Below are 22,472 nucleotides of genomic sequence, written 5' to 3'. Positions count from 1 at the left end.
CTCATGGCAAGCGCCATCGTCCTGCTAGTCCTCTGCCTGCCCATCGTCACTTTCTGTTACATCGGCTTCTGTCTCGCCTCGCCCTGGGGACGCTGCGCCCGCTGCGCACCGGGCGGTAAGAACCGCACCTGCCGTGCCTGCTCCGGCACCGGGATGCGCCCGCGCATCGGCTGGCAGCTCTATGCGCACTTCCGCCGCATCCACCGCAACGGCACCCGATAACCCCCACATCCAAGGAGCTCACCACCATGACCACCACCCGCCACCCCGAGGCCACCACCGAGATGACCGGCCGTGAACTGCGTCAGTTCCTTGGCGCGGTCCTGCCGCACGCGGGCATCGATGACACCCTGCCCGTGCTGACTGTGGTGATCCTCGACGCATCCGGGGGCATGCTGCACGCGCTGGCCAGCGACCGCTACACCCTGGCCCTCGCCCGCCACCCCTTGCCCGAAACGGCATCCAGTCCACTCACCGGGGCCGTGGCCGCCGCCGCCCTTCAGGCAATCGTCCGCCAGATCAAAGCCCGGGCCCGCGTGCGACTCACCCTCACCACTGAAGGGCTGAGCATCGACCAGCTCAGCGACCCGCAGATCAGCTACCACCTGCCCAACCGTCCGGCCTTCGCCCCCCTGCTGCACTGGCGGCCCTGGCTGGCCGAACAACTGCAACAGAAACCCGAGCTAGTGGTGACCGCTGCCCGCGCAGTCGCGCTCAACCCCGCCTTCCTGGCCCGCTTCCGCACCGCCTCACGCGATGGCCTGCCCCTGAAGATGCGCCCGATGGGCCGCTGCATGGTCATCACCTGCGGCAACCACTTCCTCGGTCTGGCCATGCCTATGGGCCGCAGCACAGACCACGCCGCCAGCCCGGACCCGCTCACCGACTGGCTGACCACCCCGCCGCCCGCACAGCGAGTGGCCTAACGCCGGAAGGAGGACCTTGTCATGACCATCACCACCGCGGCCCCCGCCATCCCAGCGCCAGAGCCCGTCCCCGGCCTGGAGACCTTCAGCTACGGCGGCGGCTGGCAATCCACCGCCGCCCTGGTCCTGGCCGCCCGCGGCGAACTGGCCTTTCGCACCTTCCTGTTCGCCAACGTCGGTGACGACTCCGAACACCCCGCCACCTTGCGCTACCTCGCCGAATACGCCGCGCCGTTCGCCGCTGCCCACGGCATCACCCTCCACCAGTTGGCTCGCACCCGCCGCGACGGCACCACCGAAACCCTCTACGGCCGGCTGACCAAGCCTGAATCCCGATCCCTGCCGATCCCGGTACGCATGTCCAACGGCGCCCCCGGCACCCGGAGCTGTACAGCCGACTTCAAGATTCGGGTGATCGGCCGCTGGCTCAAGGCCCACGGCGCCACCGCCGATAACCCCGCCACCATCGGCATCGGTATCAGCCTGGACGAGATCGAACGCGCCAACAATCGCCGCTGCGAGCCACACGAGCGCATCGTCTACCCGCTGCTGGATCTGCGCATCCGCCGCGCCGACTGCCCGCGCATCATCCGCTCCGCCGGCCTGCCCGTCCCCCCGAAGTCCTCGTGTTGGTTCTGTCCGCTGCACCGGCTGAGCGCCTGGACCGACATGCGCCGCACCGAACCAGAGCTGTTCGCCCGCGCATGCGCACTGGAAGCCCACCTCAACACCCGCCGCACCGAACTCGGCAAGGACCCGGTCTGGCTGACCCGGCGCGGCGCCCCGCTCGCCAAAGTAGTCCCCGTTGGTGACGTGTTGCCACTGGACTTCGGCGACGGCGCCTGTGACTCCGGCTGGTGCTTCACATGATTAGCCAAGTCATCGCCCGCGCAGCAGGCACCTGCCAATGCCGCGCCGACTCCTCCACAGCCTGTGGACGGCCCCACAAGGCCGGTGGCGGCGCCTGCCTGACCATGCACACCGAACAGACGCCACTGCGCGCCGTGCCGCGCGCCGACATCCGCGCCGAACTGGCCGCCGAGTTGCCGGTGGAGGAGTTCATGGCCATCTGCGACGGCTGCCATGCCGCCTTGCTGGCCCTGCGCCGCAAGAGCCGCACCCACGCTGTCCCCGTCCCGGACGCCCTGTTTTGAAGGAGACTCCTGTGAGCACCCCACAGCTGCGCTACGCGCTGGCCGCCGCCGCTCGCGGCTGGCGTGTCTTCCCGCTCGTCCCCGGCGACAAGGTGCCGCTCAAAGACTGGCCATGGAAGCAGCGCCACACCACCGACCCGCAGACCATCCGCCGCTTCTGGACCCGCACGCCCTGCAACGTCGGCATCGCCTGCGGCCCCTCTCACCTGGTCGTGATCGACCTGGATGTGCCCAAGCCCGACGAACACCCGCCCGCCCGCTGGGACCTTCCCGGCGTCAGCGACGGCGCCGACGTCTTCGCCCTGATCTGTGAGCAGGCTGGCCAACCGGTGCCGTGGGAGACATTCACGGTCCGGACCAGAAGCGGGGGAACACACCTGTACTTCACCGCCCCGGACGGCATCCATCTCGGCAACACCTCCGGCGAACGCGGCACCGGCCTGGGCTGGAAGATAGACACCCGCGCCGAGGGCGGCTACGTCGTCGGCCCCGGCAGCATCGTGGACCTACCGGACGGCGCCGGCACCTATGCGGTGCTACACGCCACATCCCCGGCGCCGCTCCCGGCCTGGCTGGCCGAACGGCTGCGCCCCGTCCCGTTACCGCCACCACGACCCGTCGTGCTGCCGGTGCTTTTCGGGCGCCGCGGCGCCTACCTGGATACCGCGATCCGCGCGAGCCTGGAAAAGATCAATGCTGCCTGCGAGGGCAACCGCAACGTCACCTTGTACGGGGCCGCCGCCTCCCTGGGACAGCTCGTGGCCGGTGGCGCGCTGGATGCGGCCAGCGTGGAAACCCTCCTGCTGGAGGCCGCCGCACGCATCGGCTACCCGGAAGGCCCGGCCCGCAAGACCATCCGCTCCGGGTTCCGCCGCGGCGCTCTTCGGCCCCGAAGCGTGCCCGCATGAACGGCTCCACGCGAGTGCAAGTCGGCTCCGGACCCGAAACCATCCGCGTCCTCAAGGCCGAACTGACCGGCAAGCTGTTGCCCGATACCTACGTCTGCGGCGGCGCTCTGGTGCACATGGAGACCGTCTCCGGCGGTCAGGTCAACCCGGCCGCCGATGAGGACTCCCCCCTTCCCGTCACTGCCAGCCCGATCACCCCGGCCACGCTGGCCGGTCTGCTGGCCGAACACGCCTACGTCTACCAACTGCGCTCGCGCAAGAGCGACGGCGGCATGGAGATGTATGAACAAGAGGTCACCCCGCCCCGGGAGATCCTCTCCTCAGTGCTGGCCGGCAAGACCTGGCCCGGGGTGCCGCCGCTACGCGGAGTGATCGGCGCACCGGTACTGCGCCGCGACGGCACCTTGTTGCAGCACCCCGGTTATGACCCGGCCACGGGGCTGTATCTGGCCGCCAAGGTGGCGCTGCCGCCGGTGCCGGACCATCCCACCGAAGAGCAGGTGCACACCGCCCGCGACTTCTTGCTCAATCGCTTCTTGCGGGATTTTCCGTGGGCGAGCCCGGCTGATCGGGCCAACTACATCGCCTTGTTGGTCACACCGATCCTGCGGCACTTCACCCGCTCACTGACCCCGTTCGCGCTGATCGATGCCACCATGCCCGCCTCCGGCAAATCCATCCTGACCGGCGGCCCCGGCATGCTCTACGGCCAGCGCGTCATGCCGTGGGCCTACACCGAAGAAGAACTCCGCAAGAGCATCACCGCCGTATTGGCTGAACAGGTCGGCGTGGTGGTCTGGGACAACCTGGCCGAAGGCACCGTCATCGACTCACCCACCCTGGCCCTGCTGGTCACCGCCGGAGTCTGGTCGGATCGGCAACTCGGCGCCTCGCGCAACGTGGCCACCGTCAACGACCGGCTATGGATGGCCACCGGCAACAACCTCCAAGTCGGCGGCGACATGGCCTCGCGCACCGTGCGGGTGCACCTGGATCCGAACATGCCCCGGCCCGAACAGCGTGACCAGTCCCGGTTCGGCATCCCGCATCTGGACCAATGGATCACGGTGCCGGCCAACCAGCACACCGTGCTGTGGCACCTGCTCATCCTCGTTCTTGACTGGACCAACCAGGGCGCCCCGCGGGCCTCCGGACTGTCGATGCGCCAATTCACCCCCTGGGCGCACGCCCTGGGCGGTTTCCTCGCGCACCACCACATCGACGGCTTCCTGACCAACGCCGCCGACGTGCGCGACATCGACGAAGACGAAACCCGCTGGCGGGCCTTCCTGGCCTGCTGGCACGCCCTGCACGGCCCCCAACCCATGACCGCCGCGGAGCTGCGTCGCTCCGGTGAGCCCGACCGCGTCGGCTTTGAGGAGCACGATCGCTGGGACGGCCAGTTCATCACCACCCATAGCGGTCGCCTGCCCAACGCCCTGGCTCTGGGCCGGTTGCTGACCGGCCAGGTCGGCCGGTGGCGCGGAGACTACGTGATCCGCTCGGCCAAGAACGACCGCGGCGACCGAAACACGTTTTGGGTCGAGTGCCATGCCTGAGCCGGCCGGAGAAGCGCTGAAACATCTCCGCATCTCCGCATCTCCGCAGACCGGCCCTCTACCAGCGGAAACAGTTGCGGAGATAGAAGCAGTTACCGATCTGTTATCTCCGCATCTCCGCAGATTTTGCGGAGATGACCCCCGGTTTGCGGAGATGGAGTCACTCCAGAATTTTCTATCTCCGCAAGCATCACCCCAGCTCAACGGCACTTCTGCGGAGATGCGGAGATGCGGAGATGTTTCAGCCCTCCGCAGTAGAAGCGCACCCGCCCGTCATTCCGGCCCTGCCCATACCACCGCGCAAGGAGACCCACCTATGGCCGCGGCCAAGCCACGAGGGACGCTCACCCTCGCCGAACTTTGCGACGAACTCCAGATCTCCCGATCCACCTTCTATGACTGGCGAGCCAAGGGACGCGCCCCGCGCTGCCTGAAGCTCCCCAACGGAGACCTGCGCATCCGCCGTACCGACCTCGACCGCTGGCTCACCGCTCTGGAGGACGCTGCCTGATGCAGAACATCACCTACGACGTTCGCGTCTACAAGACCGAGGTCTACAAGGGTGCGAAGGTCACCACCTACTACGTCCGCTGGAAGACCGGCAACAAGCCCTGGAAGAAGGCGTTTCGCAACAGCGCGCAAGCCGAGTCCTTCCGGTCGGACCTGGTGTCCGCCGCCCGCAAGGGTGAGGCGTTCAGTCTGGACGCCGGCGAGCCCGTCTCACGGGGCCGCCATACGAGTCAGGCGGAAATGAACTGGTACGACTTCGCCTGTGCGTACGTGGACATGAAGTGGAAAGACGCGTCCGCCAAGCACCGCGCCGGCATCGCCTATGCGCTGGCGCTGGCCACACCCGCCATGCTGAACGGCACGCCATGCCCCTACAGCGCCAAAGAAATCCGGACCGCGCTCCGTCGCTGGGGGTTCAACACCAAGGAGCGCGAGAACTGCCCGGAGCGAACCGCCGACATCTTGGCGTGGGTGGCACGCAATAGCTTGTCGGTTTCCTCGCTCATGACGCCCTCCACCGCGAGGGCACTGCTCAACGCCGCCACGTCCCGACTTGATGGCAAACGCGCTGCTGCAAGCACCTCGCGCAAGCACCGAACCATCCTGTCCAACGCCATGGCCTATGCCGTAGAGCTGAAGCTCCTGAGCAGGAACCCCCTCTCCGACCTGAAATGGAAGACAAGCAAGAGCACTTCACAGGTGGACCGGCAATCCGTCGTCAACCCTGACCAAGCTCGTGCTCTGCTGCAAGCTGTACAGGCACAGAAACCGAGCGGCCCCCTGCTCATGCCGTTCTTTGCCGTCATCTACTTCGCCGGTCTGCGCCCTGAGGAGGCCGTTAGCCTCCGCAAGAAGAATCTGACCCTGCCAGAGCCCCCGAATGTCTGGGGAGAGCTGTACTTCAGCAGGGCGACCCCAGATGCGGGCAGGGCATGGACCGATACTGGCGAGCAGCGCGACGACCGCGGCCTGAAGCACCGTCCTGACGGGGAGAGCCGCCCTGTTCCGTGTGCCCCCGAACTCGTCACCATCCTCCGCGAGCACCTCAAGACTTTCGGCGCCGGTCCGAATGGGCTGGTCTTCTACGGTGCTCATGGTGGTGTTCTGGCCACCAGCACCATCCAACGCATCTGGGATAAGGCTCGCCGAGCTGCCCTTACCCCGGAGGAGTACGGCTCGCCACTGGCGAAGCGCGTCTACGACCTTCGGCATGCGTGCTTATCCACCTGGCTCAACGCGGGTGTCTCGCCGAAGCAGGTGGCCGAATGGGCAGGCAACAGCGTGGAAGTGCTCTTGCGCACCTACGCCAAGTGCCTCGTAGGCCAGGATCAGGCGTCCATGCGCCGGATCAGCGAAGTTTTGGGGCGACAACCTTCGGCGCAGACGCGGCACGATCAACCGGAGTCCTCGGACAACGGCAACTAATCCAGCACAGGGAAAAGTCCAGATCATCGGCTGATGACCTTGGCTTCTGTGTAGCGCGTCCAAGGAGCAAAAGATCAAGCACTAACGGGAAACTCATGATCAGAAAATCAGCGCACTCGGCCAAAGGGAAGTTCATCGTTTTAACCACATCTCAGAGGTATTCGCTATATCTTGGGCTTGGTCATCGCATAGCAATGCAGCTTGAGCCCCAGCCGCCACCTCCGACGTGGCTACTCGTAATGGCACTGCGAGGGAAAGCCGGGGATGCTTTGCTGAGCGACCCCCGTAAAGGGCGCTGTAGGGTCCCACCCGCGTGATGTCGGAGATCACTCGGAGAGTGGGCTTCCTGCGGCGCTTTTTTGCGTAGGAAGGAGGGATGTGGGAGCGTCGGAAGAGATCGGACGGACGGCCCGGTTCGCTGCAACGAACTGGGGCCGTACCGTCCGGATGTGTCTGCTGCTGATGGCCGTCGCCACAGCGGTAGGCACCTTCATCGCGGTTAGAAACCTGCCCTTGATCGCCTGGTAAGGGTTCACGCCGCGTCGTTGCATGCATGCATGGGTTCCATGCATGCATGCAACACACGTACTAGAAGGTATATGAAATTCCTAGGCATTACTCGGAACTACTAGGAACTACTAGGAACTAGTTGGCACTTCTCTGAGGCGCGTGACTCTTGGGCTACATGGCAACCAAGGCTCAGGAGAAGCCGCTCAGCACCGCCCCGTTTTCAGGAGTCATTCTTCTCTGCCTTCGGCGCGTACTTCCGATGCGCTGCCTGTGGGCTTACACCTAGCGCGTCACCCACCTCCTTCCATGTGAGGGATCGCTCTCTAGGGTTCTCGGGGTTAAGCACCTCGTCGAGTAGGGCTTCAGCTGGATGATCAGTCTCCGCGACTATCAGGAGACGCAGATGACGCTCAAGCTGGTGGATCAACCGGGCAGTCATGTTGATCTGAGCCAAGAGAGTCACCTCATTGCCCTCAGCGATGACAAGGCGCGTCACGAGTAGCCGAGTGATCCTCGCGAGGTAGCTAGGGAAGTCCTCCGTGATCTCATCCATCAACAGATGTTGATAGCGAACCGCACGCCCGTCTAGAGCATTTACAAAAGGCCAGCTCAGAGCACATGGACAGACCATGACCTAAACATGCCTCAGCCGGTAGCTTGCGGGTGCAGGTGGACAGCTAGGGCCGTTCGGAAACGAACGGCCCTCCGGTGACGCGGAGGGCCGTCCACACCGTTACCCCGTCGAGCGAACGAGAAGGGTGCATTGATGACACTGCCACGTGGAGCGTGGTGGAGGCGAGCGGGCTGGACGTTCGCGATCCTCGTTCTGATTGCTGTCGCCTACTTCTGGCCGAACTTTGGTCAAGCTGTTGGTGCAGTGGCCGGCGTCACGGCCGTTGCCATGACCTGGCGCGCCAGCCGGAGGAAGAGCGTGACCGATTCAGAGAGGCGTGACAGCATGCCTTAACTGCAGGGCTGCACTCGGGCTTTGCACGGCCCGAGTGCAGCCTTTAGGTCCCACGGCGATCAAGGCTGCGATGTTGAGTCGTACAGCAACGCGAAGCGCCGCGGCCTTAAGTGAGGTCGCGCCCACTTCGGCACGTATTTGGCACGATCAGCCGGAGTCAACGGACGACAGCCGGACACCACCGGACACCGGCAACTGATCCAGAACACGAAAAAGCCCAGGTCATCGGTTGATGATCTGGGCTTTCGTGTGGCGCGGCCGAGAGGACTCGAACCCCTAACCTTCTGATCCGTAGTCAGATGCTCTATCCATTGAGCTACGGCCGCTTGCCTTGTTGCCGGGCACCGGGGGTGATCGGCGACAGAGAGAACTCTACCAGACCGTACATGGGTGCTTGAGCCATCAGAGGGCCGCTGCTGGGCGGATGGGACGTGGGTCACGTGGCGGGGGCGGGCCGGGTGGGTCAGGTGGGGCGGCCGGGGGTCCGCTCCCGAGGTCCGGCGGTCTCCGGGGAGGGGAAGGCCTGGGGCTTGGGAGTCTTCTTGGGGAACAGGGTGTAGCTCACCGGCCAGATGGCGGCGATGACCGGGACCCTGCCCAGATCCCTCATGATCTGGACCAGCGCCTCCGTCTTGGACGGGTCGTCGACCAGCCAGATCAGTCCGGACAGCAGGCCGCAGGCGATGCCGTACGCGAGGAGGATCTTGAGCCACACGACCCACTCGTAGCGCGCCCTGGCCATGCCTCCCGACGGCGGCTTCCAGGGTTCGGGGCCGCCGGCGAAGCGGTGGGCGAACTTCGCGTCGGCCCATTTGATCGTCCGGTGGCCGAAGACGATGGAGTAGGCGAGATAGGCGGCGGCCAGGCCGTGGTGCCAGCCGGCCACGGCGCCACCGCGCATGTCGATCACCGCCGCGGCCAGGAGGACCAGGTCCAGCAGCGGCACCGAGATGAGCAGTACTGTGCTGAGCCGCTTCCTTCGCCACAGATAGCGGGAGGCGAGCCCGAGCCCCAGCAGGACCCAGAACCCGATCTCGCAGGCGATGATTATCCCCAAAATCATATGTCCATGGTCATCGGGCGTCCGGGCCGGAACAACGACCGCACTGATGAACCCACATACATCCTTGTATGTACGACAGACCACACCTCGGCTGGACAAAAGGGGTGCTCGGCGGTGATGGGATGGATGGCATGAAACGGGCCTCGTGGATCGGGCACCCGGGCTCGCTGGAGACGCTGGTAGAACGGGTGAGACGCAACGACGTGCTGTGGGCGGCGGTGTCCTTCGCCGTCGGCCTCAGCCTGATCGCCGCGGACGCCTACATCCCCCGGTCGACGCCCTCCTACCTGCTCATCGGCCCGCTTCTGATCACCTGTCTGGGGGTCGCGGTACGACGGAGCCGGCCGGTTCTCGCCCTGGCGCTCGGCGCCGCCGCGCTCATCGGCGACTTCGTGCTGGGGCCGTCCCTGGGCACCATTCTGATCATCACCGACAACCTCTACGCGGCCGTCAGGTACGGCCCGCGCCCGCTGGGCCGGTGGATGCTCATCATCACCTCGGTCATCGCGGTGGTCGGCGGCGCGGTGGCCGGTTTCTTCTCCCGGAATCTGGCGACCTTCGCCGTCGCGCTGGTGCAGGCCGGCCTCGTCGGCGTCACCCCCGTCCTCACCGCGCTGTTCATGCGGCAGCTGGAGGACCAGGCGGCGGCCGAGCGGGCCCGGGCCGAGCAGGTGGCGCGCCTGGCGGAGCTGGACCGCAAGGCGGCGGTGCAGGCCGAGCGGGCCCGGATGGCCCGGGAACTGCACGACATGATCGCCAACCACTTCAGCGCGATCGCCATCCAGTCCACGGCCGTGCTGTCACGCAAGGACCTGGACGCGGCCGCCGTACGACGGGTGCTGGAGTCCGTCCGGGAGAACAGCGTCCAGGGGATGGCGGAGATGCGCTCGATGATCGGGCTGCTCCGGCAGGACGGCGAGGAGGCCGAGGCGGTCCGGCTGCGGCTGTCGGAGGCGGAGGGGCTGGCGCAGCGGGCGCGCGAGGCGGGGATGGAGGTACGGTTCCGCGTGGACGGCGAGGTCAGGGAGCTGCCCGCCCCGGTCGACCTCGCCGGGTACCGGATCCTCCAGGAGGCCCTGACCAACGCGCTCAAGCACGGTGACAGGGAGGCGGACATGGTGGTCGGCTACCGGCCGGACGAGGTCGTGCTCACCGTGGACAATCCCGTCGCCGGGGACCGGTCCGGGCTTCCCGGGTCAGGTGTGGGCATCGTCGGCATGCGGGAACGCGCCGCGCTCGTCGGCGGCCTCGTCGAGAGCGGGCCGTACGGCGCGGGCTGGCGCGTGCGCGCCGTACTCCCCGGCAGCGCGCTTCCCGGCGCCGCACTCCCGAGCGCTGCGCCTTCTCCCGGCGCCGCACTCCCCAGCACCGGACCTCCCGCCGCGCCCTCCAGCACCGGACTTCCCACCGTGCCCTCCAGCACCGGACCTCCCGCCGCGCCCTCCAGCGCCCCGCCTCCCGACACCGCACCTCCCCGCCCTGCTCCTCGCGCCGGCGAAGCGCTGTGAACCTCCAGGAGACCACGTGAGCATCCGTGTTCTGGTCGCCGACGACCACGCGGCCGTCCGCGCCGGGATCGTTCTCATCCTGGGCGGTCACGACGACATCGAGGTCGTCGGCGAGGCCGCGGACGGGGAGGAGGCCGTCGCCATGGCCACGCGCGAGCGGCCCGACGTGGTGCTGATGGACATCCGGATGCCGAAGCTGGACGGGATCTCGGCGACGCGCGAGCTGAGCGGGATCGCCGACGTGCTGATCCTGACCACTTTCGACATCGACGAGTACGTGTTCGGGGCGCTGCGCGCCGGGGCCGCCGGGTTCCTGCTCAAGAACACCGACGCCGACGCGCTGGTGGACGCCGTCCGGGTGGTCGCCCGGGGTGACGGCCTCATCGCGCCGTCGGTCACCCGGCGGCTGATCTCCGCCTTCGGCTCCGCCGTACCGACGAGCATGCCGCGTCAGGTCGAGAACCTGACCCCGCGGGAGCGGGAGGTGCTGGAGTGCATCGGCCGCGGGCTGTCGAACGCGGAGATCGCCCGGGAGCTGGACATGGCGGAGGCGACCACGAAGACCCACGTCAGCCGGTTGCTGAACAAGCTGGGTCTACGCAGCCGCGTCCAGGCCGCCATCCTCGCTCAGGAGCTCTCCGCCGGGACGTAGAGGGAGAGCGTCTCGGCGACGCAGGCGGGCTTGTCCCTGCCCTCGACCTCGACGGTCATCCGCAGCTTCGACAGGTACCCCGAGGGAGTGCCCTTCAGGTCCACGAGCTCGCCCCGGGCCCGGACCCGCGCGCCGACCGGGACCGGCGTGGGGAAGCGGACCTTGTCGAGCCCGTAGTTGATGCCCATGGCCAGGCCGTCCACCCGGACCAGCTCCATCATGAACGAGGGCAGCAGCGACAGGCTCAGATAACCGTGGGCGATGGTCCCGCCGAACGGGCCCTTGGCCGCGGCCTCGACGTCGACGTGGATCCACTGGTGGTCGCCGGTGGCGTCGGCGAACAGGTTGACCTGTTCCTGGGTCACGGTCCGCCACTCGGTCGGGCCGAACTGCTCGCCGACGGCGGCCTTGAGCTCCTGGACGTTCGCGAAGATCCTCATGTCTGGAACTTTATTCCGTTCTGGGGATCGCGAGAAGGTTCACGACGGTGAATTCCTTCCCGCCGCCCTCCTCGGCCGTCTCGCAGCTTCTGGTCTTCCCGGTGGGGACGGGGGCGTCCGAGGGCCGGGGAAGATCCGCGGCGTCGACCGTCTCGCACCTCCGCACGGTCCTGCGCTCCTCGTCCCAGTAGATGATCGAGGTGGGCGAGGAAGAGGTGCCGTGACCGTACCCTCCTCCGCCCTTGCCGTCGGACTTGCCGATCCCGGCCAGCTTGCCGGTGGCCGGGTCGTACAGCGCGGCCACCGGAACGGAGTGATCCTCGATCTCCTCGCCCCGCTCGTCCCGTCCCACCACGCCGGAGACGTGGAACAGCCCGAAGTCCCGGGCGAGCAGGTCGCGCCCGCCCATGGCGTACAGGCCGGGCAGGGTTCTGCGCTGCGAGCCGTCCATCCGCTCGGCGACGACCCGGTTGTCCTCGCTGTCCCCCGACCCGAAGCACCATTCCAGACCGCAGCGGAACGCCGTCATCCCGTCGGAGGCCCTCACCTCGAAGGTCTGCATCGTCTCCAGATTGACCAGTTCGGTCTGGCTCTTCTGGAAGTCGCGCTCGCCGACGTCGGTGGCCCACGGCCAGGACAGCAGGTGCAGCCCGTCGGTGCCCCCGATCCGCTCCGGGGCCCCGCCGCTCAACGGCATGCGGTAGATCCCGCCCTTGTCCACCGACCAGACGACGGAGTCCGCGGAGACCCCGACCGCCTGCACCTCGGCCTGTTCCCCGGTGACCTCACCGATCTGCCGCGCCGTACCGCCCGACCGGGGCACGACCCAGAAGTCGGCCCACTTGTCGCCGTTGTTGGGGGTCGTGCCGTACCACACGACGTGCTCGGCCCCCACGTCGGCGCTCTGCATGAAATATCCCTTCACCCCTTCGGGGCCGGGTGTCTCGGCCAGCACGGTACGGCTCCGGCTCGCGGTGTCGTAGACCTCCAGCCGGCCCGCCTTCTCGAAGGACGACTCGGCGGCCAGCAGCAGTTCCGTGGCGCTCAGCGCGGTGATCGGACGGTACTTCCAGCCGTCCGCCGACTTCGCCGGGATCTTCGACACCGCCGCCGGCCAGACCTCGGCCGCCGGGCGGATGGCGGCGCCCGGCGCCCTCGTGCCCGACCGCGACGGCTTCGGCGTGGGCTTCGGCCCGGACGACGTGGGCGTCTCGGCCGCCGCCGTCGCGGTGGCGTCGGCGAGGATCGGGCCTTCCCCGCCCCTGTGGGGGAAGACCCCCCTCGCCACCGCCGTGCCGCCGCCGATCACCGCGATCACCGCGGCGACCGCGAGGATCGACTGCGCCCGCCTGCGCGTGCGCCGTACACGGCGTCGTTCGATCGCGCCGAGCAGGTCCCTGACCGGCTCCGGCGCGCTGTCCGCCGCCTTCGCGAGCGTGCGGACGAGATCCGCCTCGCTCCTGCCGTCCACCGGCCCGGCCCCATCCCAGGAGCCGTCCACCGGTCCCGTCCCGTCACGCCGACCGTTCATCGGTCCTGTCCCGTCACGCCGACCGTTCACCGGTCCCGTCCCGTCACGTCGGCCGTTCATCGGCTCCGCCCCGTCCCCGGACTGGTTCATCGCACCCGCCCCGTCTCCAGCTCCGCCACCCGCACCCTGAGCTTGTCCAGCGCCCGCGCCGCCTGGCTGCGCACCGTCCCGCGCGAGACGCCGAGCAGCTCGGCGATCTCCTGGTCCGGCAACCCCTCGTAGTACCGCAGGACCAGCACCGCCCGCTGTTTGGGCGGCAGGCCCTTCAGCTCGTGCCACAGCTCCGCGTCGCCGTCGAAGCCGTCCTCCGTGTACGGCTTCTCCGGCACCTCGGCCACCAGGCGCTCCCGGCGCAGCCGCCGCCAGGTGCTGATGTGCAGGCGCGCCATGGTGGTGCGGACGTACCCCTCGGGGTCGTCCCGCCGTTGCACCCGCGGCCACGCGTCGCCCAGGCGCAGCAGCGCCTCCTGCACGAGGTCGGCCGCGTCCTCGGGGTGACCGGTGAGGACGTAGCCGTACCGGTACAGCGCACCCGCCCGCGCGGCCACGAAGTCTGCGAACTCCACGAACACAGGGACGCAGGTGACCCGTGTTCTGTTGCATGACATTCGGGTACGGCTTACGAACGGACATCCGGCGTTGTTCATCGCTTCATCCACGACTCCTACCGTTCGCGCCATGAAACTCCGCACCACCACCGCAATCGGTGCAGCCGTACTCGCCCTCGGCCTGGCCACGCCGGCCGCCGCCGACCCCGCTCCGGACACGGACACCACGCCGGCCACGGCCCGGGGACACGACGGGCACGGCAGGCACGGGACCTTCGGCCGGGCCACGCTGACCGGCTTCGCCGCCCTGCCCGCGCTGACCTTCGTGCCGGACAGCGAGCCCTCGGGCACGAGGCTCGGCGGCACCCCGAGCAACGGCGTGACCCCGCCGTTCACCGGGCAGCCGGTCCAGGGCTTCAGCGGCATCGTGCGGCGCCACGGCGGCACCTTCGACGTGCTGTCCGACAACGGCTACGGCGCGAAGGACAACAGCGCCGACTTCCTGCTGCGCGTGCACCGGATCAAGCCCGACTTCCGCACGGGCGCCGTCTCGGTGCTGGGCGGGTTCAACCTCCGCGACACCGAGGGCTACGTGACCTGGCCGCTCACCCGCGCCGACCGCACGCTCACCGGCGCCGACTTCGACGTGGAGTCGATCGTGCGGGTCGCGGACGGGACCTACTGGATCGGCGACGAGTTCGGCCCGTTCCTGCTGCACTTCTCCTCCTCCGGCACGCTGCTGGAGGCCCCCGTCCCGCTGCCCGGCGTCATGGCCCCGGAGAACCCGCATCTCAACGGCGGCCGGCCCAACCTCGGCCGGAGCAAGGGCTTCGAGGGCATGGCCCGCTCGGTCGACGGGCGCACGCTCCACCCGCTGCTGGAGGGCACCGTGGAGGGCGACCCGGCGGGCACCCTGCGGATGATGGAGTTCGACCTGCGCAAGCGGGCCTACACCGGCAAGCGCTGGACCTACCGGCTGGACGACCCGAGCCACGCGATCGGCGACATGACGGCGGTGGACCGGCACCGGTTCCTGGTCATCGAGCGGGACAACCTCCAGGGTGACGCCGCGAAGGTCAAGAAGGTCTATCTCGTGGACACCCGCGGCGCGACCCTGCGCAAGACCCTCGTCGCCGACCTGCTCGACCTGGCCAACCCCCGCGGCATCGGCGGCTTCGGGGAGACCTTCCGCTTCCCCTTCCAGACGATCGAGGACGTCGTGATCCTCGACGACCGGACCCTGGGAATCCTCGACGACAACAACTTCCCGTTCTCCTCGGGCCGCACGGCCGGCAAGCCCGACGACAACGAGTTCATCACCGTACGGCTGTCGCGCCCGCTCCAGGCCGACCCGCGCGTTCACCGCTGAGCCGTCCAGCGCTGGCGGAACCGGTTCCACCCCCGCCGGATTTCTTTTCGGCGGGGGCACGTCGGAAAATGGTGAAGTCCGAGGACGGTTGTACCGCTAACGAGACCGTCCTGATGCCGGGAGCACATATCCTCAAGGAACGCTCCAGAGACCGACAAAGGGAACGGTTACGTTCATGTGGCCTCCATCATCTCCGCAGGAACCTCAAGGCCAACAGCCCCCTGGTGGGCCTGGACAGCCGTCCGCCGGTTCCTGGCAGCAACCGAATCAGCCCTACGGCCAGCAGCAGCCGCCGTACGGCCAGCAGCTTCCCCCCTACGGCCAGCAGCAGCCGCAGCAGCCGTCGTACGGCCAGCAGCCGCACGACCCGACCCGGCAGTTCCCCCCCGGGCAGCAGGGTCCCGGCGGCCCCTGGTACCCCCAGGCCGGTCCGCCCAAGCGCAAGCCGGTCTGGCCGTGGGTCGTGGGTGTGGCCACGGCGGTCGTCGTCGCGCTGGTCGTGGTCTTCATCGTCGTGACGGGTGACGACGACAAGACCACTCCCACCGCCGGGTCGAGCTCGGCCCCGGCCTCGACGCCCCCGTCGGACGCTCCGACCTCGGAGGCTCCGAACTCCTCGCCTCCGGCGACCGAGGACCCGACTGTCACGGACGGCAAGACGGTCACGGCCAGCGACGGCAAGAGCCGGCTCACCGTCCCCGGTGACTGGACGGAGCTCTCCCTGCTCAACGAGGCCAAGGTCCAGCAGGGCAACACCGCCAAAGAGCAGTACCTGATGGTGATCACCGAGGCGCAGGCCAGCTTCGACCTGCAGCTGGACGGCTACGCCAAGCTGGTCATCGAGCAGATGCAGAAGCGGCTGACCAACAGCAACGTCACCGGCCCCCAGCAGCTGACGATCAACGGCGACCCGGCCCTGCAGTACGAGCTGCACGGCACGGCGCAGGGCGTGCGCATCACCTACTGGGTGACCCTGGTCGAGGGCGCCGAGGACTTCCACCAGATCCTCACCTGGACCCTCGAGACCCGGGGCGAGGAGCACGGCCCGCTGCTCCGCCAGGTCACCACGACCTTCGAGGATCTGGGCGCGTAAGCGTCTTGGCTGAAGACTCTTTAAGTGGTTAACTAATCGAGGACATGGACGACGGCTACTCGCTGCTGGACAGCACGATGTACGCGCTGATCACGCGACTCGGCTCCCACAAGCGCCAGATCGCCGCAGGCCTGGAGAGACTGGGCCTGCGGCTGGGCCAGGAGGTCTACCTGGCCCAGCTCTGGCGTCAGGACGGGCTGTGCCAGGGCGAGCTGGCCGGATGCGCCAAGGTGTCCGCCGCCAACGTCACCCAGGTGTTGCGCGGTCTGGAGAAGCAAGGCCTGGTGGTCCGGCGCCGCGACGACGCGGACGCCCGGGTCCAGCGGGTCTGGCTCACCGAGGCGGGCAGGGCGCTGGAGAAGCCGGTGACCGAAGTCTGGCACGACGCCGAGGTCGCCTGGCTGGCCGGTCTGACGCCGTCCCAACGCAAGGCCATCATCAGTCTGGTCTGAGCATCCGCACCCTCTTTCCGAGGGAGCGGTCCGCCCAATTAGTTAACCACTTAAGGAGTTCTGATGGATCTGGGTCTGAAGGGCCGCACGGTGATCGTGACCGGCGCCTCCGGCGGCATCGGCCGGGAGATCGTCCGGGGTTACGCGGCCGAGGGGGCCGAGGTGGTCCTCACCTACCACAGCGCCTCCGAGGAGGCCGAGAAGCTGGCCGGGGACATCGGCGGCGCGGCGCTTCCGTACGCGATGGACGACCCGAACTCGGCCGCCGCCCTGGTGGCCGCGGTCCTGGAGCGGACCGGCAGGATCGACGTGCTGGTCAACAACGCGGTCCGCTGGGGCCGGATGGCGGGGCCGGAGACCTCCTTCGAGGACGTGGCCGACGACGAGTGGCTGGCGATGCTGCGGGAGAACGCCGAGGGCGCCCTGCGGCTCAGCCGCCTGGTCACCCCCGTCATGCGCGAGCGGGGCTTCGGCCGGCTCGTCCACATCTCCTCCAGCATCGCCACCGACGGCATGGCCGGCGGCGAGTACTACGGAGCGGCCAAGGGGGCCCTGCACGGGTTCAGCCGCTCGGTCGCCTTCAGCCTCGGCCGTGACGGCGACATCCTGTCCAACGTCGTCATGCCGGGCCTGACCAGGACCGCCCGCAACGGCGCGATCGTCGAGGCGGCGGGTCACATCTACAGCGAGAGGGCGCCGATCGGCCGTCTGCTGGAGGCCTCCGAGGTCGCGAACGCGGTGGTCTACCTGGGCTCGGCGGCCAACACCGGCATCACCGGCCAGGTCATCGCCGTGACCGGCGGCGCGTGACGGCCGGCCGTACCGGCATAGATCCGAGGCCCGCCCGCGTCCTTGCTTGGTGACATCGCGACGAGGAGGACGGGTGGATCCAGGATTTTCGGCGGCGTTCCGGGAGTTCGTCACCGATCGGTCGGCGGCGCTGTTCCGCACGGCGTACCTGCTGACCGGTGACCGGCACGCCGCCGAGGATCTGGTGCAGTCGGCGCTGGCGAAGACCGCCGCCAGGTGGCTGGTGATGCGCGCGGCGCTCGCCCGGCTCACGCCCCGGCAGCGGGCCGTCCTCGTGCTGCGTTACTTCGAGGACCTGTCCGAGACCGAGATCGCGCGGGTGCTCGGGATCGGGGCGGGGTCGGTCCGCAGCCAGATCCACCGCTCGCTGGACCGGCTGAAGAAGGCCGCACCCGAACTGGGCGCCGTGAGGGAGCTCCGATGAGCATCGAGGATCTGCTGCGCGAGACTCTCTCCGACATTGCGCACGAGGAGCGGCCGCCCTCACCGGACCGGTTCCTGCGCGGCTCAGGGGAACGGCCCCGCCGGGACCCCCGCGGCGACGGGGCCGACCTCAGGAGAGACCGTCCCCGTGACCGTGCGGGAGGGAGAGCGGCTGTCGGACATCCTGAAGCGGCTGTCGAAGGCGACCGGCAAGCCGGTGCGGGAGTTCGAGCAGGCCGTCGAGAAGGGTGAGGTCCACGGCCTTCCGGAACCGCGAGGCCGGGTGACCCGGCCGTCGGTCCTCGGGCGGGACGCGGTGCGGTGCGGGGTGGGGGCGTCCGCCTGCCAGGCATGATGTAGACGTCTGCCCGCCACGAGGAGGACCGGGACCGTGCTCGTCACGTTCGCCAGCGAACCCGCCCATCCCGACCGGCCGAACGAGGACTTCGTCGGCGCGACCCCGGACGCGGTCGTCCTCCTCGACGGAGCGGGGGACCCGGCCGGGCTGGAGTCGGGCTGCTCGCACAGCGTGTCGTGGTACTCACGCACGCTCGGCTCCACCCTCCTGACCGAGCTGACCCGGCATCCCGGCTCCCTGGCCGAGATCTTCGCCTCCGGCATCAGGCAGGTCGCCTCCCTGCACGAGCACACCTGCGACCTGCTGCACGCCGGGTCCCCCTCGGCCACGGCCGTGATGCTGCGCCGTACCGGCGACACCCTGGAATGGCTGGTGCTGGCCGACTCGGTACTCGTCCTGGATCTCGGTACGGCGGAGCCGACGGTGGTCTGCGACGACCGGCTGGACGCGGTGGCGGCGCCCCACCACGCCCTGCTCGCCGGTCTGCGGTACGGCAGCCCCGAGCACGCTCAGGCCCGGCGCGAGTTCATCGAGACCCTGCGCACCTACCGCAACCGCGACGGCGGTTTCTGGGTCGCCGCCGTCGACCCCCTCGCGGGCGAGCACGCCCTCACCGGATCGGCCCCGATCGACGCCGTCCGCGCGGTGGCCCTGCTGAGCGACGGCGCCTCCCGCCTGGCCGACCGCTTCGCCCTCGCCACCTGGCGGCAGATCCTCGACCTCCTCGCCCATGACGGCCCGGCCGGGCTGATCCGCCGGGTCCGCGAGGCCGAACGCTCCGACCCGTACGGTGAACGCTGGCCCCGAGGCAAGATCTTCGACGACGCCACGGCCTGCTACCTGGCACTTCCACGGGCCCACGCCGGGTAGGCGCCCCAGCCCGCCGTTCACGACGCGATCGATCACGGCTCACACTTACATTCATTCCGAATGTATGAAACATTGGAACCATGAAGACCGTGACCCTGCCGCAGGGAACCATCGCCTACCGGGAGGAGGGCGCCGGACCGCCCGTCGTGTTCGTGCACGGCCTCCTCACCAACGCCGAGCTCTGGCGGCACGAGGTGCCGCCGCTGGCCGCGGCGGGGCTGCGCTGCATCGTCCCGACCTGGCCGCTGGGCGCGCACGACCTGCCGATGCGCCCGGAGGCCGCCCTCGACCCACAGGGCGCCGCCTCCCTCATCGACGCCTTCCTCAACGCCCTCGACCTCCACGACGTCACGCTCGTGGCCAGCGACACCGGAGGCGCCTTCACCCAGATCCTCATGGCCCGCATGCCCGCCCGCGTCGGCCGGGTCGTGCTCGTCTCCTGCGACGCGCTGGAGGTGTTCTTCCCCCAGCCGTTCAAGTTCCTCCCCAAACTGGCGTGGCTGCCCGGTGCGATCTGGCTGATCGCCCAGGCCACCCGGCTCCGCGCGCTGCACCGGCTGCCGATCGTCTTCGGCTTCGTCACCAAGCGGCCCATCCCGGCCGCGATCGCCGATTCCTACCTGACGCCGATGCGGCGCAGCCGGGCGATCCGGCGGGACCTGGGCAAGGTCCTGCGGGGCATCCACCGCCGGCACACCCTGGCCGCGTTCGACAGGCTCAAGGACTTCGACCGGCCCGTCCTGCTCATCTGGGCCCGGGAGGAACGCCTGTTCCCCCTCTCCCTGGCCCACCGGCTGGCCGAGCGGCTCCCCGACGCGCGGCTGGAGACGGTCACCGACTCCTACACCCTCATCACCGAGGACCGGCCCGGCGTGGTGGCCGATCTCGTCGGGAAGTTCGTCCTGCCGGACTGACCACGTGATTCGTCCTGCCAGACTGACCGCGTGAGACGCACTCAGGAGGACCGCACCAGGGCGACCCGGGCCGCCCTGCTCACCGCCGCCCGCTCCCTGTTCGCCGAGAAGGGCTACGCGGCGGTGCCCGCCGAGGAGATCGTCACCGCGGCCGGGGTGACGCGCGGCGCCCTGCAGCACCAGTTCGGCGACAAACGCGCCCTCTTCCAGGCCGTCTTCGAGGAACTGGAGACCGAGCTGACCGCCCGGATCGCGACGGTCACCGCCACCGGCACCTGGCCGGCCCTGGAAGAGGGCATCACGATCTTCCTCGACGCCTGCGAACTGCCCGGCGTCCGGCGCATCGCCCTCCTGGACGCCCCCGCCGTACTCGGCTGGGAGACCTGGCGGCAGATCGAGGCCCGCCACGGCCTCGGCCTGATCGAGGCCGCCCTCACCCAGGCCATGGCCGAAGGCCTGATCCGCCCGCAGCCCGCCGGCGTCCTGGCCCGCATCCTGCTGGGCGCCGCCATCGAGACAGCCCTCCTCATCGGCGCGGGCCACCCCCGCCCCGAAGCCGAACAGGCCCTGCTCACCCTCCTGCGCGGCCTGCACACCTGACCCCGAAGCGGAGAGCCGTACGGCAGCGCGTGCCGGGCGGGTGAGCCTGCCCCAGCGGCGCAAGGCAGCCGAGACTTCATAATCGCTTGGAGGCTGGTCCGGCAATGGTCCGGCAACCCCCAGCCAAGCTTTCCGGAGATCGGAAAAGGCCCCTTCCGATCTCTCGGAAGGGGCCTCTGTTCTGCGGAGGCTCGGGGATTTGAACCCCGGATGGGCGGTAAACCCAAACCGCATTAGCAGTGCGGCGCCATAGACCTGACTAGGCGAAGCCTCCTGGTAGCCATGTGGCTCAGCACAGAGTACCGGCCATCGGGCGAGGCGGCAAAGTGATTGCCGTGCGCGTCGCCTGGGTGGTGCTGGCGGGGGCTTGCGGGGGTGCCGGCTCCGCGGCCGGCGGCCGGGCCGGATCAGGCGAGGGCGAGGGTCGCCAGGGTGACGATCGAGGCGCCGAAGACCACGACGTGGCGCACGTTCTGGAGAGTCCACGTCCAGGCGGGGAAACCGGCCTCGGCGGCCTTGAGCAGGACGGGGACGTCGATGCGGGCCAGCTCCGGGTCACCCTTGCGGGCGAAGGCGGCCTGCACGGACGAGACGGCGGTGAGCTGGCTGTAGAGGATGACGCAGTTGCCGGCCAGGACGAGCGACTGCAGGATCCAGGTCGCGGTGTCGGCCCAGGAGACGGCGGCCAGGTTGAGACCGGCCAGCACGGTCATGATGGCGGCGATGCCCCCGGGGCCCACGTCTCGTGGCCGCCGGCGTCGAAGCGCATGCCGTTCTCGGTCAGCACGGTGGTCCGCACGCCCTGGCGGCTCAGCTCCGCCTCGGCCCGGGCCATCGCGCGGGCCCCCCGTAGCGGTGACGGACCAGCGGGATGCTCACGAACGCGGCGGCGACGAGCAGCTGCATCACGGCGATCAGGGTGTTGCCCATGGGGTTCTCCTCGTTAGGTCCCTGGGCTCCGGCCTGTCGCCGGAGCCTTGAACTAAGTTCAATAGGACCGTACGGCACCACTTGAACTAAGTGCAAGCTCATTCTTGAACTTTGTTCAGCCGCTTCGGCCGCCCCGGTCCGCCCGAGCCGTATCGCCGGAGGGTCGAGCGCCCCCGGGAGGCATCCCGAGAAGTTGTCCACCGCTGTGGATAACTTCCTCCACATCTGTGGACAGACTCGCGTCTCTACTGGTAAGAGCAGCGAGAACCTGTGGATTCTCGATGAGCGAGACGCGACATCTCACTTAACGAACACAGCGAGGCTCCCCTCCCGGACGGGAGGGGAGCCTCGCTGTGGATGATCGGCCGTGGCCCGGTCGCGGACCTCGAGATCAGGCGCGGTTGGCCTCGCCCTCGATCTCGATCTTGACCTTCTTGCCGACGAGGACGCCGCCGGTCTCCAGGGCCTGGTTCCAGGTGAGGCCGAACTCCTCGCGGTCGATCTCGGTCGTGATGGAGAAGCCCCAGACCTCCTGGCCCCAGGGGTTGACGCCGGCGCCGCCGTACTCGACGGTGAGCTCGACCTCCTTGGTGACGTCACGGATGGTGAGGTCGCCGACGAGGGTGAACTCGTCACCGGAGTGACCGACGACGCGGGTGCTGCGGAAGGTCAGCTCGGGGAACTTCTCGGCGGCGAGGAAGTCCTCGCTGCGGAGGTGGCCGTCACGGTCGGCGGAGCCCGTGTTGATGCTCTCGGCCTTGATCGCGAGCTCGGCGGAGGACTCCAGCGGGTTCTCGGCGATCGTGACCGAGCCGGAGAAGTCGCCGAAGTTGCCGCGGACCTTGCTCACCATCATGTGCTTGACGACGAAGCCGATGCGGGTGTGAGCGACGTCGAGGGTGAAGGTGCCGGGGGTGGGGATCTGGAGGTTCTCCCAGGTACGAGTGCTCAT

General features: G+C 68.7%; 26 protein-coding genes and 2 tRNA genes. 19 read left to right on the top strand and 9 right to left on the bottom strand.

Annotated features, from left to right (window positions below; genetic code table 11):
* The first annotated feature begins 3 nt into the window (after window positions 1-3).
* From Psi01_RS22555 to Psi01_RS22520, 8 genes are all read left to right on the top strand, one after another.
* Complete coding sequence (locus Psi01_RS22555) at window positions 4-222, top strand: hypothetical protein (RefSeq protein ID WP_204066056.1); 219 nt, start codon at window positions 4-6, stop codon at window positions 220-222.
* 26 nt (window positions 223-248) lie between these two features.
* A complete protein-coding gene (locus Psi01_RS22550) occupies window positions 249-926 on the top strand; it encodes a hypothetical protein (RefSeq protein ID WP_204066055.1) in 678 nt (225 codons plus the stop codon).
* 21 nt (window positions 927-947) lie between these two features.
* Complete coding sequence (locus Psi01_RS22545; RefSeq protein ID WP_204066054.1) at window positions 948-1,796, top strand: phosphoadenosine phosphosulfate reductase; 849 nt, start codon at window positions 948-950, stop codon at window positions 1,794-1,796.
* Entirely contained in the window at window positions 1,793-2,080 is a 288-nt protein-coding gene (locus Psi01_RS22540) for a hypothetical protein (RefSeq protein WP_204066053.1), read from the top strand. The genes Psi01_RS22545 and Psi01_RS22540 overlap by 4 nt, the downstream gene beginning before the upstream one ends.
* 11 nt (window positions 2,081-2,091) lie before the next feature.
* A complete protein-coding gene (locus tag Psi01_RS22535) occupies window positions 2,092-2,988 on the top strand; it encodes a bifunctional DNA primase/polymerase (protein WP_204066052.1) in 897 nt (298 codons plus the stop codon).
* Window positions 2,985-4,547, top strand: coding sequence for a hypothetical protein (locus Psi01_RS22530; protein ID WP_204066051.1), 1,563 nt, complete (start codon window positions 2,985-2,987; stop codon window positions 4,545-4,547). Before Psi01_RS22535 ends, Psi01_RS22530 begins: the two co-directional genes overlap by 4 nt.
* A 316-nt stretch (window positions 4,548-4,863) precedes the next feature.
* Window positions 4,864-5,058 carry a helix-turn-helix transcriptional regulator gene (locus Psi01_RS22525; RefSeq protein ID WP_204066050.1) on the top strand — a complete coding sequence of 65 codons (195 nt, stop codon included), beginning with the start codon at window positions 4,864-4,866 and terminating at the stop codon, window positions 5,056-5,058.
* A complete protein-coding gene (locus tag Psi01_RS22520) occupies window positions 5,058-6,482 on the top strand; it encodes a tyrosine-type recombinase/integrase (protein WP_204066049.1) in 1,425 nt (474 codons plus the stop codon). Before Psi01_RS22525 ends, Psi01_RS22520 begins: the two co-directional genes overlap by 1 nt.
* 730 nt (window positions 6,483-7,212) lie before the next feature.
* Here the strand turns inward: Psi01_RS22520 and Psi01_RS22515 are convergent.
* The 3 genes from Psi01_RS22515 to Psi01_RS22505 form a co-directional block, all read right to left on the bottom strand.
* Entirely contained in the window at window positions 7,213-7,545 is a 333-nt protein-coding gene (locus tag Psi01_RS22515) for a hypothetical protein (protein ID WP_204066048.1), read from the bottom strand.
* 664 nt (window positions 7,546-8,209) lie between these two features.
* A tRNA-Arg gene (locus Psi01_RS22510) sits at window positions 8,210-8,285 on the bottom strand.
* A gap of 137 nt (window positions 8,286-8,422) precedes the next feature.
* On the bottom strand, window positions 8,423-9,022 hold the full coding sequence (locus Psi01_RS22505; protein WP_204066047.1) for a hypothetical protein: 600 nt from the start codon (window positions 9,020-9,022) through the stop codon (window positions 8,423-8,425).
* Window positions 9,023-9,153: 131 nt separating this feature from the next.
* On the opposite strand from Psi01_RS22505, the gene Psi01_RS22500 reads away from it, so the two are divergent.
* Window positions 9,154-10,530 carry a sensor histidine kinase gene (locus Psi01_RS22500; protein WP_204066046.1) on the top strand — a complete coding sequence of 459 codons (1,377 nt, stop codon included), beginning with the start codon at window positions 9,154-9,156 and terminating at the stop codon, window positions 10,528-10,530.
* Window positions 10,531-10,546: 16 nt separating this feature from the next.
* Window positions 10,547-11,182, top strand: coding sequence for a response regulator (locus Psi01_RS22495; protein ID WP_204066045.1), 636 nt, complete (start codon window positions 10,547-10,549; stop codon window positions 11,180-11,182).
* Here Psi01_RS22495 and Psi01_RS22490 read toward each other — a convergent pair.
* The 3 genes from Psi01_RS22490 to Psi01_RS22480 form a co-directional block, all read right to left on the bottom strand.
* Window positions 11,158-11,622, bottom strand: a complete 465-nt coding sequence (locus tag Psi01_RS22490) for a MaoC family dehydratase (RefSeq protein WP_204066044.1) — start codon at window positions 11,620-11,622, stop codon at window positions 11,158-11,160. The two genes, Psi01_RS22495 and Psi01_RS22490, sit on opposite strands and share 25 nt — an antisense overlap.
* A 10-nt stretch (window positions 11,623-11,632) precedes the next feature.
* The gene (locus Psi01_RS22485) at window positions 11,633-13,153 is read right to left on the bottom strand and encodes a TolB-like translocation protein (protein WP_204066043.1); all 1,521 of its coding nucleotides are present in this window, start codon (window positions 13,151-13,153) and stop codon (window positions 11,633-11,635) included.
* Between the two features lie 86 nt (window positions 13,154-13,239).
* The gene (locus Psi01_RS22480; RefSeq protein ID WP_239127926.1) at window positions 13,240-13,719 is read right to left on the bottom strand and encodes a SigE family RNA polymerase sigma factor; all 480 of its coding nucleotides are present in this window, start codon (window positions 13,717-13,719) and stop codon (window positions 13,240-13,242) included.
* 112 nt (window positions 13,720-13,831) lie between these two features.
* Here Psi01_RS22480 and Psi01_RS22475 point away from each other — a divergent pair, with 112 nt between their 5' ends.
* From Psi01_RS22475 to Psi01_RS22435, 9 genes are all read left to right on the top strand, one after another.
* Window positions 13,832-15,070, top strand: a complete 1,239-nt coding sequence (locus Psi01_RS22475; RefSeq protein WP_204066041.1) for an esterase-like activity of phytase family protein — start codon at window positions 13,832-13,834, stop codon at window positions 15,068-15,070.
* Between the two features lie 175 nt (window positions 15,071-15,245).
* The gene (locus Psi01_RS22470) at window positions 15,246-16,163 is read left to right on the top strand and encodes a hypothetical protein (RefSeq protein WP_204066040.1); all 918 of its coding nucleotides are present in this window, start codon (window positions 15,246-15,248) and stop codon (window positions 16,161-16,163) included.
* 44 nt (window positions 16,164-16,207) lie between these two features.
* Window positions 16,208-16,615: a MarR family winged helix-turn-helix transcriptional regulator gene (locus Psi01_RS22465; protein WP_204066039.1), complete on the top strand. Its 408-nt coding sequence runs from the start codon at window positions 16,208-16,210 to the stop codon at window positions 16,613-16,615.
* A gap of 63 nt (window positions 16,616-16,678) precedes the next feature.
* Entirely contained in the window at window positions 16,679-17,425 is a 747-nt protein-coding gene (locus tag Psi01_RS22460) for an SDR family NAD(P)-dependent oxidoreductase (RefSeq protein ID WP_204066038.1), read from the top strand.
* Window positions 17,426-17,498: 73 nt separating this feature from the next.
* Entirely contained in the window at window positions 17,499-17,849 is a 351-nt protein-coding gene (locus Psi01_RS22455) for a sigma-70 family RNA polymerase sigma factor (RefSeq protein WP_204066037.1), read from the top strand.
* A gap of 147 nt (window positions 17,850-17,996) precedes the next feature.
* Window positions 17,997-18,203, top strand: coding sequence for a hypothetical protein (locus tag Psi01_RS22450; protein ID WP_204066036.1), 207 nt, complete (start codon window positions 17,997-17,999; stop codon window positions 18,201-18,203).
* A 36-nt stretch (window positions 18,204-18,239) separates the two neighbouring features.
* Complete coding sequence (locus Psi01_RS22445) at window positions 18,240-19,076, top strand: protein phosphatase 2C domain-containing protein (RefSeq protein WP_204066035.1); 837 nt, start codon at window positions 18,240-18,242, stop codon at window positions 19,074-19,076.
* A gap of 80 nt (window positions 19,077-19,156) precedes the next feature.
* Window positions 19,157-19,990 carry an alpha/beta fold hydrolase gene (locus tag Psi01_RS22440; RefSeq protein WP_204066034.1) on the top strand — a complete coding sequence of 278 codons (834 nt, stop codon included), beginning with the start codon at window positions 19,157-19,159 and terminating at the stop codon, window positions 19,988-19,990.
* A gap of 30 nt (window positions 19,991-20,020) precedes the next feature.
* On the top strand, window positions 20,021-20,590 hold the full coding sequence (locus tag Psi01_RS22435; protein ID WP_204066033.1) for a TetR/AcrR family transcriptional regulator: 570 nt from the start codon (window positions 20,021-20,023) through the stop codon (window positions 20,588-20,590).
* A gap of 184 nt (window positions 20,591-20,774) precedes the next feature.
* Here Psi01_RS22435 and Psi01_RS22430 read toward each other — a convergent pair.
* The 3 genes from Psi01_RS22430 to Psi01_RS22420 form a co-directional block, all read right to left on the bottom strand.
* Window positions 20,775-20,864, bottom strand: a tRNA-Ser gene (locus tag Psi01_RS22430).
* Window positions 20,865-20,997: 133 nt separating this feature from the next.
* Window positions 20,998-21,330: a hypothetical protein gene (locus tag Psi01_RS22425; RefSeq protein ID WP_204066032.1), complete on the bottom strand. Its 333-nt coding sequence runs from the start codon at window positions 21,328-21,330 to the stop codon at window positions 20,998-21,000.
* A gap of 581 nt (window positions 21,331-21,911) precedes the next feature.
* Window positions 21,912-22,472, bottom strand: coding sequence for a YceI family protein (locus tag Psi01_RS22420; protein WP_204066031.1), 561 nt, complete (start codon window positions 22,470-22,472; stop codon window positions 21,912-21,914).

The organism is Paraplanobispora siamensis, assembly GCF_016863175.1.
Classification (GTDB): domain Bacteria; phylum Actinomycetota; class Actinomycetes; order Streptosporangiales; family Streptosporangiaceae; genus Planobispora; species Planobispora siamensis.
This window is presented reverse-complemented; position numbering and strand designations above follow the sequence as displayed.

Bases quoted from the DNA above. Each gene is read 5' to 3' on its own strand.
- Psi01_RS22470 (WP_204066040.1), top strand. From the start codon at position 15,246: ATGTGGCCTCCATCATCTCCGCAGGAACCTCAAGGCCAACAGCCCCCT.
- Psi01_RS22505 (WP_204066047.1), bottom strand. From the start codon at position 9,022: ATGATTTTGGGGATAATCATCGCCTGCGAGATCGGGTTCTGGGTCCTG.
- Psi01_RS22440 (WP_204066034.1), top strand. From the start codon at position 19,157: ATGAAGACCGTGACCCTGCCGCAGGGAACCATCGCCTACCGGGAGGAG.
- Psi01_RS22460 (WP_204066038.1), top strand. From the start codon at position 16,679: ATGGATCTGGGTCTGAAGGGCCGCACGGTGATCGTGACCGGCGCCTCC.
- Psi01_RS22515 (WP_204066048.1), bottom strand. From the start codon at position 7,545: ATGGATGAGATCACGGAGGACTTCCCTAGCTACCTCGCGAGGATCACT.
- Psi01_RS22485 (WP_204066043.1), bottom strand. From the start codon at position 13,153: ATGAACGGTCGGCGTGACGGGACGGGACCGGTGGACGGCTCCTGGGAT.
- Psi01_RS22475 (WP_204066041.1), top strand. From the start codon at position 13,832: ATGAAACTCCGCACCACCACCGCAATCGGTGCAGCCGTACTCGCCCTC.
- Psi01_RS22490 (WP_204066044.1), bottom strand. From the start codon at position 11,622: ATGAGGATCTTCGCGAACGTCCAGGAGCTCAAGGCCGCCGTCGGCGAG.
- Psi01_RS22420 (WP_204066031.1), bottom strand. From the start codon at position 22,472: ATGAGCACTCGTACCTGGGAGAACCTCCAGATCCCCACCCCCGGCACC.
- Psi01_RS22530 (WP_204066051.1), top strand. From the start codon at position 2,985: ATGAACGGCTCCACGCGAGTGCAAGTCGGCTCCGGACCCGAAACCATC.
- Psi01_RS22545 (WP_204066054.1), top strand. From the start codon at position 948: ATGACCATCACCACCGCGGCCCCCGCCATCCCAGCGCCAGAGCCCGTC.
- Psi01_RS22520 (WP_204066049.1), top strand. From the start codon at position 5,058: ATGCAGAACATCACCTACGACGTTCGCGTCTACAAGACCGAGGTCTAC.
- Psi01_RS22500 (WP_204066046.1), top strand. From the start codon at position 9,154: ATGAAACGGGCCTCGTGGATCGGGCACCCGGGCTCGCTGGAGACGCTG.
- Psi01_RS22540 (WP_204066053.1), top strand. From the start codon at position 1,793: ATGATTAGCCAAGTCATCGCCCGCGCAGCAGGCACCTGCCAATGCCGC.
- Psi01_RS22525 (WP_204066050.1), top strand. From the start codon at position 4,864: ATGGCCGCGGCCAAGCCACGAGGGACGCTCACCCTCGCCGAACTTTGC.
- Psi01_RS22550 (WP_204066055.1), top strand. From the start codon at position 249: ATGACCACCACCCGCCACCCCGAGGCCACCACCGAGATGACCGGCCGT.
- Psi01_RS22555 (WP_204066056.1), top strand. From the start codon at position 4: ATGGCAAGCGCCATCGTCCTGCTAGTCCTCTGCCTGCCCATCGTCACT.
- Psi01_RS22465 (WP_204066039.1), top strand. From the start codon at position 16,208: ATGGACGACGGCTACTCGCTGCTGGACAGCACGATGTACGCGCTGATC.